Source organism: Corynebacterium lactis RW2-5, assembly GCF_001274895.1.
Lineage (GTDB): Bacteria > Actinomycetota > Actinomycetes > Mycobacteriales > Mycobacteriaceae > Corynebacterium > Corynebacterium lactis.
The window spans coordinates 612,002-623,918 of record NZ_CP006841.1 but is presented as its reverse complement, the minus strand read 5'-3'; the positions used below and the strand labels follow the sequence as shown (position 1 = coordinate 623,918).

The following is an 11,917-nucleotide window of genomic DNA, read 5'->3' as shown; positions in this document are numbered from 1 at the left end:
GGTTACTATTGCTTGCCGACGCCGGCACGTCGCGCGATTGCCTCGGCCTGGCGGAACAGCGGCGCGTCGACCATGCGACCGTCGAAGCTGAATGCCCCAGAGTTCTTTGCGGCTTCGCGAAGGAGCCTGGTTGCCCAGTCAATCTCTTCGTCACTTGGCCTATACGCGGCGCGAATGGTTGGGACCTGACCGGGGTGGATGCATACGGTTGCGGCGAAACCGAGGGCTGCCGCGTCGATCGCCTCGGCAGAAAGCCCGTCGGTGTCTGCGATGTCGACGTAGACGGAGTCGAGGCTGGCCTTGGAGTACGCTGCGGCGGCCAGGTGTACTGTGCTGCGGGCATGTGCGGCGACCGTGCGGTAGGCACCGGAGTGAATTCGTCCCGGCGCGAGTTGTGCCTCGGGGTCGGTGAAACGGGATGAAGTACCGGACATTCCCGCGACCAGGTCCTCGGCGCCCCAGAACAGGGCCGCAGTCCCGTCCGCCGCGGCGATTTCCTCCGCCCGGAGCACACCGAGTGGCGTCTCAATCAGTGCGATGACCTGAGTCCCCTGCCCCAGGTCTGCGACCAGGTCAGCCACCTGTTTTGCCGAGGACGCCTTCGGAAGCATCACCTGGCGGAACGCGGTTGCACGCAGCATCTCAAGGTCCGCTGTGTAGTCCTCGGTCTCCGGCGGGTTGATGCGCACGATGGTGGAGTCCGGGCTCAGGTTGCAGCTGCGGATGGCATCACGGGATGCCGGGCGGTTCTCCGCTCGGCAGCCATCCTCCAGGTCGAGAATGACCATGTCGGCACGCTCGGAGGCCTTGGCGAAGCGCTCCGGCCGGTCGGCCGGGGCGAAAAGGATAGCCGGCCCCGTCGGCTGCCACCGCGTCTGCGAATGTTGGATAGTCATGGCCGGTTTCCTCACTTCCCCGCTTCCGCGCCTGCAACGTTTCCGTCGTCAAGCGGGACACCCTCGGGTAAGCATTGGACGAGCGTGGAGCGGACGGCGCGGCAGACGACGGTGCCGTCTTGATTGCGTCCGATGTGCTCCAGCTCGACGATTCCCTGCCCGGGACGGGACTTCGATGCGCGCTTGGAGCGGCAAACCGTTTCGGCGTAGAGGGTGTCGCCGTGGAACATCGGCGCGGGGAAGGCGACCTCCGTGAAGCCGAGGTTTGCGACGATGGTGCCCAGCGTGAGCTGCCCGACGGAAAGCCCAACAACCGTGGACAGTGTCCACATGGAGTTGACCAGGCGCTGCCCGCCGAAGCCGGGTTGCTGGGAGGACCAGTGCGCGTCCAGGTGCAGCGGCTGGGTGTTCATGGTCAGGGTGGTGAACAAAACATCGTCGGTCTCGGTTACGGTGCGCCCCGGGCGATGCAGGTAGCGCGCCCCGACCTCATACTCCTCGAACCAGAGGCCTCGCTGAACGACCTCGCGGGTGTTCTCGGTGTTTGCGGTGTTAGTGTTGTCGGTCATCGGTTACAGCCCCAATCCTCGCGCGATCAGCATCAGCTGGACCTCGGTGGTGCCCTCGCCGATCTCCAAAATCTTGGAGTCGCGGTAGTGACGGGAGACGCGGTATTCGTTCATGAATCCGTAGCCGCCGTGAATCTGGGTCGCGTCCCGGGCATTGTCCATGGCTGCCTCAGAGGCGACCATTTTCGCGATATAAGCCTCACGGCGGAAGTCCACTCCTGCGGCCATCTTGGCAGCCGCGTCGTACCAAGCCATGCGAGCGGTATGGGCGCGGGCCTCCATACGGGCAATCTTGAAGGAAATCGCCTGGTACTCGGAGATTGCGCGTCCCATCGAGTTGCGCTCCTTGGCGTAGCGGACGGACTCGTCGACGCAGCCCTGCGCCGCTCCTGTGGCGAGCGCCGCAATGGCGACGCGACCCTCCGCCAGGATGGATAGGAAGTTAGCGAAGCCGCGGCCGCGGGTGCCCAGCAGGTTCTCCTTCGGAACGCGAACGTTGCTAAACGTCAGCGGGTGCGTGTCGGAGGCGTTCCAACCGACTTTGTCGTAGCCCGGTTCGACCGTGAAGCCCTCGGTCCCACTCGGGACAATGATGGTGGAGATTTCCTTCTTTCCGGACTCGTCCTGCCCGGTCACCGCGGTGACGGTGACCAGAGAGGTGATGTCGGTGCCGGAGTTGGTAATAAACTGCTTCGAGCCGTTGATGACAAACTCGTCGCCCTCCTCACGGGCCGTCGTGCGGGTGGCACCGGCGTCGGAGCCCGCGTCCGGCTCGGTCAGACCGAAGCCAGCTAGCTTCTTGCCCGCGGTCAGCTCCGGCAGGTACTTGCTCTTCTGCTCCTCGTTGCCGAAGTGGAAGATCGGCATTGCCCCCAGGCCGACGCCGGCCTCCAGGGTAATCGCGACGGACTGGTCGACCTTCGCCAGCTCCTCCAGGGCGATACCGAAAGAGAGGTAATCGCCTCCCATTCCGCCGACTTCCTCCGGGAACGGCAGCCCGAATAGGCCCATCTCGCCCATCTGGGAAACGACCTCGTATGGGAAGGTGTGGTTGCGGTCGTGCTCGGCGGCAACCGGGTTCACGACCTCGTTGGCGAACTCTCGGACAACCTTCTGCAGTTCGGTGTACTCCTCGCCGAGGACTGCGGTGCTGATGTGGTTCATGGGTGTGCTCCTTATTTATGTGTCAGTGCTGCGTTTTGGTTCGATAAGTCTTGTAATTCGCTAGTTCTGCTCGACCGTGCCCGTGTCCCCGGACTGCTCGGCAATGGCCGCTAGCTGCTGGTCACCTGCGACCTGATCGCCCGGAGAGACCGAAAAACTCACGACGCCCGCCACCTCAGCGGTCAGCGTGTGCTCCATCTTCATGGCCTCCATCACCAGCAGCGGATCGCCCACTTCAACCGTGGAGCCCTCCTCCGCAACCAGCGTGATAATCGCTCCCGGCATCGGGGCAACTACTGCGCCGCTGCCGGACGCGGCATCGTCAGCGCCCGTGGTGACGACCTCCGTACGGGGCAGAACCCAGGTTCCGGAATCGCCTGAGACCACGTACTCCTCCTGCCCCGACACCGAGGAAATCGTCTCGACCAGGAAATGCCGGGCGATTCCGTCGCATACCACCCGCAGGCTCTCGCCGTCGCGGTAGGCGGACACCTCGTAGTGGCGCGGCTGCGGGTACTCATCGCCCGGGGCCGCCTTCGCCTCCGCCTCCGCGGACAGTCCCGCGACCACATCGCCGACAATCACCGTCGCACGCGCGGGCGTGCCGACGAGCGACACCAACCGGGACTGCTCCCCCGCCCCGAACCGGATTCGCTGCGCAGCCGGGGTTCCCGAGCGCCAGCCATCCGGGGTCTGCCAGGGCGATACCGGATGCTCCGGCCAGCGCCCCTGCAGCCAGGACAGCGCCGCCGCGACGCAAGCGTCGTCAGGCGTATCGGCCACAGCGAAGCCCTCGGCGACGCGGTCCAGAAGCCCGGTGTCGAGATCACCGCTGCGAACCTCCGGCACCTGTAGCAGGTAGCGGCAGAAATCCACGTTGACGCCCACACCGGCAACGACGGTGTCGGCCAACGCGCGGTCAAGTCGCTCCAGGGCCTGGGTGCGGTCGGAGCCGTGGGCGATAACCTTCATCAGCATCGGGTCGTACAGAGAGGAGACCTCGGAGCCGTCAGCGATACCGGAGTCGACGCGAATGCCCGCACCGCTCGGCTCGATGACGCGGGTGGCTATGCCTCCGGTCGGCAGGAAGCCCGCGGCCGGATCCTCCGCGTACACGCGCGCCTCGATGGAATGCCCGGTCAACGTGACATCTTCCTGCGTCAGAGGCAGTGGCTGCCCCGAAGCCACCGCCACCTGCAGCGCGACCAGATCCAGGCCCGTGACCTGTTCAGTAACCGGGTGCTCCACCTGCAGGCGGGTATTCATCTCCATGAAATAGAACTTCTCGGGCTCCTTCGCGGGCACGATAAATTCCACAGTTCCCGCCCCGACGTAGCCGACCGAGCGCGCCGCGTCGCAAGCCGCCTCGCCGATTGCGGCGCGAGTGGCCTCGTCGAGAAGCGGGCTCGGCGCCTCCTCAATGACCTTCTGATGACGACGCTGCAAAGAGCACTCTCGCTCCCCCAAGTGGATGACGTTGCCGTGCTTATCAGCGACGATCTGCACCTCGATATGCCTCGGGGTGTCCACGAAGTGCTCCAGGAACAGCGAGTCATCGCCGAACGCGCCTGCCGCCTCACGCCTAGCCGTCACGAGCGCGCCGGGCAGCGCCGACGGCTCCTCCACTCGGTGCATTCCCTTACCGCCTCCGCCTGCCGACGGCTTGATCAACACGGGGAAGCCAATACCGGGGGCGGCCTCGATGAGCTCCTCGTCGGAAAGGCCAGGGCGGGATAGGCCGGGGACGGTGGGCACGTCGCGAGCTTCGACTGCTGCGCGGGCCGAAATTTTGTCACCCATCGTGTTGATTGCGTCAGCCGGCGGTCCGATGAACTCGATGCCAGCGTCTGCACAGGCTGCGGCGAAATCGGCGTTCTCAGACAGGAAGCCATAACCCGGGTGGATGCCGTCAGCACCGGTCGCTTTAGCGGCATTGATGATCTTGTCGATGACGAGATAGGACTCGCGCGCCACGGATGGCCCGATGTGGACCGCGACATCGGCGAGACGCACGTGGGGCGCGTCGGCGTCGGCATCGGAGTAAACGGCCACCGATCGGATTCCGTTGTCGCGCAGGGTGCGAATAATGCGGCAGGCAATCTCGCCACGGTTGGCGACCAGGACAGTCGAGAGCTCGCGGGTGTTGTTATTTGACTCGCCCGGCTTCGAGGTGGCGTCCGTCGAAGTGGCGGTCAAGTTTCCAGCAGTGGCAGTCATTTGTCTACCTAGTCCTTTCAAAAATTATGCTCTGACGAGTGCGGTTGAAAACGGGGAAATGACTACATGCGGAAAACGCCGAAGCCGGGGTCGTCGAGAGGCGCGGCGCTGGCGACATCGAGCGCCATACCGAGAATGCGGCGGGTGTCGGCGGGATCGATCACTCCGTCGTCCCAGAGCCTGGCCGACGAGTAGTAACAGTCGGATTGGCGCTCAAACTGCTCACGAATTGGGGCTTCGAACTGCTCCTGCTCCTCGGCAGACCAGCTCTCTCCCGAGCGCTCAATCTGGTTGCGGCGAACCGTCGACAGAGTCATCGCTGCCTGTGGACCACCCATCACAGCGATGCGGGCGTTCGGCCACATCCAGAGAAAGCGTGGCGAGTACGCCCGGCCGCACATGGAGTAATTTCCGGCGCCGAACGCACCACCGATAACGACTGTGAACTTGGGAACCCGGGTCGTCGCGACGGCATTGACCATCTTTGCTCCGTGCTTGGCGATACCTCCGGCCTCGTACTCGCGGCCGACCATAAAACCGGTGGTGTTCTGCAGGAACACAAGCGGGATCTTGCGCTGGTCGCAGAGCTCGATAAAGTGGGCGCCCTTCTGGGCCGACTCGGCAAAGAGGATGCCATTATTCGCTACGATGCCGACCGGGTGACCGTGGATGCGGGCAAAAGCGGTAACGAGAGTCTTGCCGAACTCGGCCTTGAACTCCTTGTATTGGCCGCCGTCGGCAATAATCTCGATGACCTCATGTACGTCGTACGGGGTCTTAGAATCGGTTGGGACCACGTCGTAGAGATCAGTCTGAGACCGCTTCGGAGCAATCGACGGCGCGATGTCCCACGGCGCTTCGGGATCTTTCGGCAGAGTCGCGACGATATCGCGGACGCGGCGCAGGGCATCGGCGTCGTTGACCGCCAGATGATCCGTCACTCCTGAGGTCTTGGAGTGCAATTCGCCTCCACCGAGGTCCTCGGGCGTAACATCTTCGCCGGTAGCGGCCTTCACCAGGGGCGGGCCCGCCAAGAAGATAGTGCCCTGATTCTTCACAATCACAGCCTCATCACTCATGGCCGGGACGTAGGCGCCACCGGCGGTGCACGAGCCCATCACCGAGGCAATCTGCGGGATTCCACGAGCGGACAGGTTCGCTTGGTTGTAGAAGATGCGTCCGAAGTGATCACGGTCCGGGAATACCTCGTCCTGGTTGAGCAGCATGGCTCCGCCGGAATCAACAAGGTAGATGCAGGGAAGACGATTCTGACCGGCAATCTCCTGCGCCCGAAGGTGCTTCTTGACTGTCATCGGGTAATAAGTGCCACCGGAGACCGTGGCGTCGTTGGCTACGACGAGGCAGCGACGGCCGTGAATCAGCCCGATTCCGGCAATCACACCCGCCGCGGGAACCTTGCCGCCGTACATCTCGTGCGCAGCCAGTGGAGCTACCTCAAGAAAAGGGCTACCCGGGTCCAGCAGCTGATTGATTCGCTGGCGCGGCAGCAGCTTGCCGCGAGAGATGTGGCGGGCGCGGGCCTTGTCGGATCCACCCTTTGCAGCCTGTTCGAGAAGGCCTTTCAGGTTGGAGACGAGCTGCTCGTGCTTGCCACGATTGGTTGTGGGGGCCGCGCTGTTCTGCTGGGCGGTTTTTTGTTGTGCGGCGTTTTGCTGTGCGGTTTCGGTCGCGAGAGTCATGGGCGAAATACTTTCCGTTAATGATTATTAACTTTCTTTCCAGAAAGATTAATGTGACTCGCGTCACCCATCAAGGCTTTTCATAGTCCAGTTCACATTGCCCCGCCCCCGCCACTTGCCCGCCCCTCATTTTCAAACCAGAAGCATTTGCTGGTAAAACAAGAATTGAACGGCGCTCAGGTGTTAATCTCGACTAACAGTTTCGGGGGTAAACCGAATTCTCGACATCACGCAAGACGCAAGACCAACCCCGCCATTTCCGATGGAAAACCCGCTGCCTTCCTACGAAGACAGCGGGTCAACAACTACCGCGAGGGTGAGAAAATTCGCTTTTACTCAGTTACCCAGCCCATTCTCTTTCACCGATTCCTAGCGCAGCAAGGGCCATCATGAACGTACTATCACTGGTCTGCTGAGAACCGGCCCACTTCACCACGTGGCGAGAGGAGTTAATTAACCCCGCGACTAACTGCACTTTCATCTGTGCCTGGTCCGCGGTTAAACCAGGTTGCAGCGAACGCAGCGCTTCTACCCACATTGCCAAGTAAAGACGCTGCAATGAGCGGACCTTCGCCCGCTCCTGCGAAGCGAGGTTCCCACCTTCGCGCTCCTGAACCCGAATCCGGTCCGGCTCGGTGACGGCAAACTTCACATGGTGAGCAAGCAGCTCACGAAGGGTGCGTTCCGGCCCCCAACCGTCGATTTTTGCCTGTTCAAGGACAGCCCGGCCACCGTCGACAAGCCGAATTGAGATGTCGATGAGGATTTGCGCCAGCAGATCCTCCTTGCCGCTGAAGTAGCGGTATAGAGCGGGGCCGGAAATACCGACAGCAGAGCCGACATCCTCTAGGCGAGTCTGATGAAAACCACGATCGGCGATTATTGCTGCTGCGGCGGTGAGAATCTCCCCCTCACGGCGCTGGCGGGCTTCGGCTCTGCGTGACATAGCCACAATGTTAAGCACGATTAGCGCCCGCCCACCCAGTTTTGACGCAAAATTCACCGCCCAAAGCGGTCACAGCAGTACCAGCAATATTTTTTGCCAGCTTTTTGTAGGAAGTAGTAGCGATTTCCCCCTTACTTCCTACAAAAAGCTGGCAAAAATCGAGGGCAGGGGCAGGGGCAGAGGCAGAGACCGGGACCGAGCGGTCCTCGCCGAAGGCCTAGTGGAAGAAGTGGCGCGTACCGGTCAGGTACATCGTCACGCCGGCTTCCCTAGCAGCGGCGATGACCTCTTCATCGCGGATAGAGCCACCGGGCTGAACGACAGCTTTAACACCGGCGTCAAGCAGAACCTGCAAGCCGTCCGCGAACGGGAAGAACGCGTCCGAAGCAGCGAAGGCACCGTTTGTACGGTTGACACCGTCGGCAAGCGTATTGGCGCGCTCGACGGCGAGCTTGGCGGAGTCCACGCGGTTGACCTGCCCCATGCCGACACCAACGGTGGCGCTATCCTTGGTCAGAAGGATTGCGTTGGACTTCACGGCACGCACGGCGCGCCATGCGAACTCAAGCTCGGCCAGGTCCTCAGCGGAGAGAGCCTCGCCCGTTGCCAGGGTCCAGTTTTCCGGCTTATCGCCCTCAGCCTGGTAGACGTCCGGCTCCTGGGTCAGGTAACCGCCGGAGATGAACTTGTTCTCCAAGACAGGAGCCTCGTATTCGGCGACGAGGATACGCAGGTTCTTCTTCGCCTTCAGAACCTCGACCGCGCCATCCTCGTAGGAGGGAGCGACGATGACCTCGGTAAAGATGTCCTTGACCTGCTCGGCCATCTCGACGGAGACCTCACGGTTGACGGCGATAACGCCGCCGAAGGCGGACATCGGGTCGCAGGCGTGGGCAGCGCGGTGAGCAGCGGCGATGGACTCATCGGACACGGCGATGCCACAGGGGTTAGCGTGCTTGATGATCGCCACGCAGGGGCGCTCATGATCCCAGGCGGCGCGCCATGCGGCGTCGGCGTCCTGGTAGTTGTTGTACGACATCTCCTTGCCGTTCAACTGCTGAGCATTGGCCAGACCCTTCGCGCCGACGCGGGTCACGGTAGCGGACTGGTGGGAGTTCTCGCCGTAGCGCAGTGTGGTGGTAGCGCCCGCACTGCCCTCGCTGCGGAGCTGCTCGACGAACCAGCCGGAGACCGCAGCATCGTACTCTGCGGTGTGCAGGAACGCATCGCGGGCCAGGCCGCGGCGCTGATCCAGGGTGAAGCCACCCTCGGCGACCGCCGCGGCAACGTCGCCGTAGCGAGCCGGGTCCACCACGATGGCCACCGACGGGTGGTTCTTCGCTGCGGCGCGAACCATGGACGGGCCTCCGATGTCGATCTGCTCGACGCACTCGTCGAAGGACGCACCCGAGGCGACGGTCTCGCGGAACGGGTACAGGTTCACAACGACCAACTGGAACGCCTCGACACCCAGCTCTTCGAGCTGCGCGAGGTGGTCTTCCTTGCGGGTGTCGGCGAGGATGCCGGCGTGGACGCGCGGGTGCAGTGTCTTCACGCGGCCCTCGAGGCACTCGGGAAAGCCGGTGAGGTCCTCGACCGGGGTGACGGGCACGCCGGCGTCGGCAATTTTGCCCGCGGTCGAGCCGGTGGAAACGATTTCTACGCCAGCTTCGTGCAAGCTGCGAGCCAACTGTTCAAGCCCGGTCTTGTCATAGACACTAATCAGGGCACGCTTGATGGGTTTACGCTGCGTGCTGTCGTTGGTCATTTCAGATAAGCCTTTCGTCCGTCGCGGTCCATCCCGCGATCGGCAATCGAGTGCAGTACATCGACGAGAAGTCGGCGTTCGACTACCTTGATGCGTTCATGCAGAGTCTCCACCGTGTCGTCTCGCTCGACGACGACCGGTTCCTGTGCAAGAATCGGCCCGGTGTCCACCCCAGTATCGACGACATGTACGGTCGTGCCGGTGACCTTGACGCCATAGTCCAGCGCGTCCAGCACCGCATGCGCCCCCGGGAAGGAGGGCAGCAGCGCGGGGTGAGTGTTGATGATGCGGTCTTTGAACGCCTCAACGAAGGACTCACCGAGGATGCGCATGAATCCCGCCGAGACAATCATATCCGGCGAGTAGGCGGAAACAGCCTCCAAAAAGCGCAAATCCCAACCTGTTCGGTCCTTCTTCGCTTCTGCGTCGAAGGGCACCTTGAAGGTTGGGATTTGTAGTTTTTGGGCCCGCTCTAGTGCAGGGCAGTCCTTGTCCGATCCGACTGCGACGATTTCCACTTTTGCGGTGTCGAGCATTTCCAGCATCGACTGCAGCAGCGATCCAAACCCGGAGGCTAGGACGACGAGCCGCAGGGGCTTTGCGGAGGAAATATTGGACGGATTTGCGACGGGCTGTGCTTCGGTCACGCGGATAAGCATACCCAGGCCGCGCCGTCGCCCAAATTTCCGCTACCCCTGATTCTTTTCCTCTTTTTCCGGATTCGCGCCTGCCTCCGCTGCCGCGTCTCCCCCATCGTCGTCACTTTCGCTTTCCGACGACTCTTCCGTCTCTACCGGGGCCTGTTCTTCTTCGGCGTCCTCTTCGTCAGTCTCTTCCGTCTCGGTTTCCGCATCATCGTTGCTGCCTTCAGCGGTGTCCTCTGACCCCTCCTCAGCAACGCCTTCAGCAGCACCAGCCCCCTCAGGAGCACCCTCAGGATCAGCAGAATCGTCGCCGCCCTCCGGAACGTCCCCGAAGCGCTCGGCCGCAATTTCGGGCTTCTCACGGTAACCGCCCACGGAGGGCATACCGGTCATCGCAACGACGACAATGGCTCCGGGGACTACGAACCACATAGATCCAAGCAGGCCCGTCAGCCACCACGAGGCTCCGGACCAGCCCAGGAAACCGACCTCACCGCCGAATAGCCACGCCAGAACTAGAAGGTAAATTCCGGACCACACCGCCGCGGCCACGATGATGAGGTAGGGGCGTTCGGTGTCGGCACTCTTCAGGAACTTGATGACCCGCCACACAGCAATCGCCGCCGGCACGACGACCAAGACTCCGAACGTCGGCGACAACAGCGACTGCGGCATCGCAGCCAGAATCGGCAGCGGAGGCAACTGCCCTGGGGTCACCGCAAATAGGCTCACCTCGGCGACGCCGACGTTGGCGGAGCCGCCCAGAAGCACAGCCACCGCCCCCAGAACTACGTTCGGGAGGTACAGCAGCGCCAAGCCCCACAGCGCGACGTTTTCACCCACCGAGGAAGTAATCGCAGTCGCGGCCAGTGCTTCCTTGTAGTGCCATGCCAGCGATGCCACGACGGCCACGAGGCCAGCCGCGCATAGCCACAGCACGTAGGTTGCGGCCAGCCGCGCTGAAGTGAGCAGCCACTCGGGCAACCGACGACGACGCAGCAGGGCGCGCAGCAGCCTCTGCCCCATACCGATGAACAGCGCCGCCAGATGCACGAGCAGAGTCGCCAGCAGAGCAATACCGAAATTCGGGAGCTTAATGCGCTGGAAAACCTGGGAGGCGTCGTAAAGCATGAGCCAGGCGATGACCGTCAAGATCAGCGGTGTGCCGAGATAGGCGGCCACGAGGGCGCGCACGTCTCGCAGGCTGATGCGGTCTGCCACTTCGCGACGGATACGCCAGGCGAGGAACGCGACCATCGCGATGGCGGGCACTGCGGGGATGAGCCCCAAAGTGGTGCCGTTAAACGCAAAGGGCACGAGGTTGAGGGCCATCCACAGCTCGGCGACGGTCGCGGGCAGCGATGCCATCCCCACGCCTCGGCTAATCACGCCGATAAGCGCAAGGGATACGGCCAGCAGCACGACCACACCGTCGGCTGCCGCGACCGACAGCCCGAATCGGCGGATCCGGGCAAGGCTCAGCCGCCGCCCAAAGACGCTGACGTGATCTCGCCTCCGCCATCTTCCGCTTGCCGACGACGCCCCCGACTCCCTTGCGGACAGCTGCGACGAAGCCTGCTCATCGGCTCGCGCACGGCGCAAACCGCGTACGGCGTCGACCGGAAGTGGCGCCGTCTCCGTGTGCGGATGACGTTGCGTGACCGGGCGTGCCGTGCCGCGGGCACCTGCGCGACGACTCTTGCGGTTGCGGTCGCGGCTGGAGGACTTCTTTCGAGGGTCGGAGCCTCTCACTGTGGCGTTGTCCTTTCCTGCGGAGCGTTGTTTCGGGTAGCACCCCATCGCTACTCGGACTCTTCGGCCCGATGCGCGTGCCTCTATCTAATATCTAATGACCCTAACCCCTTTGGGGCTAGCGGGAATATCCCCGCGCCGTAAGCAGTGGAGAGTTCTTGAACGTCCCGACGGTGAGCGCCGGACAGCGTGTGAATGAGATTGCGATGGGGCTAGCTGACCTACAACTGCGCCTGAGAAGCACCCGTCGAGGTCCAGAGC

The 11,917-nt window shown here is 62.9% G+C and carries 9 protein-coding genes; all 9 read right to left on the bottom strand.

Translation table 11 applies throughout. The annotated features are described in order from the left end of the window. Positions 1–5 precede the first annotated feature (5 nt). Positions 6–896, bottom strand: a complete 891-nt coding sequence (locus CLAC_RS02595) for an HpcH/HpaI aldolase/citrate lyase family protein (RefSeq protein ID WP_053411569.1) — start codon at positions 894–896, stop codon at positions 6–8. A gap of 11 nt (positions 897–907) precedes the next feature. Continuing rightward, entirely contained in the window at positions 908–1,465 is a 558-nt protein-coding gene (locus CLAC_RS02590) for a MaoC family dehydratase (RefSeq protein ID WP_053411568.1), read from the bottom strand. Positions 1,466–1,468: 3 nt separating this feature from the next. After that, complete coding sequence (locus tag CLAC_RS02585) at positions 1,469–2,629, bottom strand: acyl-CoA dehydrogenase family protein (protein WP_053411567.1); 1,161 nt, start codon at positions 2,627–2,629, stop codon at positions 1,469–1,471. Positions 2,630–2,689: 60 nt separating this feature from the next. Further along, entirely contained in the window at positions 2,690–4,846 is a 2,157-nt protein-coding gene (locus tag CLAC_RS02580) for an ATP-binding protein (RefSeq protein ID WP_082313041.1), read from the bottom strand. Between the two features lie 62 nt (positions 4,847–4,908). Next, the gene (locus CLAC_RS02575) at positions 4,909–6,546 is read right to left on the bottom strand and encodes a carboxyl transferase domain-containing protein (RefSeq protein WP_245621943.1); all 1,638 of its coding nucleotides are present in this window, start codon (positions 6,544–6,546) and stop codon (positions 4,909–4,911) included. Between the two features lie 340 nt (positions 6,547–6,886). Next, a complete protein-coding gene (locus tag CLAC_RS02570; protein WP_053413217.1) occupies positions 6,887–7,492 on the bottom strand; it encodes a TetR/AcrR family transcriptional regulator in 606 nt (201 codons plus the stop codon). A 217-nt stretch (positions 7,493–7,709) separates the two neighbouring features. After that, entirely contained in the window at positions 7,710–9,260 is a 1,551-nt protein-coding gene (gene purH, locus CLAC_RS02565; RefSeq protein ID WP_053411566.1) for a bifunctional phosphoribosylaminoimidazolecarboxamide formyltransferase/IMP cyclohydrolase, read from the bottom strand. After that, complete coding sequence (gene purN, locus CLAC_RS02560) at positions 9,257–9,907, bottom strand: phosphoribosylglycinamide formyltransferase (RefSeq protein WP_053413216.1); 651 nt, start codon at positions 9,905–9,907, stop codon at positions 9,257–9,259. The genes purH and purN overlap by 4 nt, the downstream gene beginning before the upstream one ends. Before the next feature lie 42 nt (positions 9,908–9,949). Then, complete coding sequence (locus CLAC_RS02555; protein WP_211255369.1) at positions 9,950–11,656, bottom strand: cell division protein PerM; 1,707 nt, start codon at positions 11,654–11,656, stop codon at positions 9,950–9,952. Positions 11,657–11,917 lie beyond the last annotated feature (261 nt).

Coding starts and splice junctions, on each gene's coding strand:
- CLAC_RS02595 (WP_053411569.1), bottom strand. CDS start 896: ATGACTATCCAACATTCGCAGACGCGGTGGCAGCCGACGGGGCCGGCT.
- CLAC_RS02590 (WP_053411568.1), bottom strand. CDS start 1,465: ATGACCGACAACACTAACACCGCAAACACCGAGAACACCCGCGAGGTC.
- CLAC_RS02585 (WP_053411567.1), bottom strand. CDS start 2,629: ATGAACCACATCAGCACCGCAGTCCTCGGCGAGGAGTACACCGAACTG.
- CLAC_RS02580 (WP_082313041.1), bottom strand. CDS start 4,846: ATGACTGCCACTGCTGGAAACTTGACCGCCACTTCGACGGACGCCACC.
- CLAC_RS02575 (WP_245621943.1), bottom strand. CDS start 6,546: ATGACTCTCGCGACCGAAACCGCACAGCAAAACGCCGCACAACAAAAA.
- CLAC_RS02570 (WP_053413217.1), bottom strand. CDS start 7,492: ATGTCACGCAGAGCCGAAGCCCGCCAGCGCCGTGAGGGGGAGATTCTC.
- purH (WP_053411566.1), bottom strand. CDS start 9,260: ATGACCAACGACAGCACGCAGCGTAAACCCATCAAGCGTGCCCTGATT.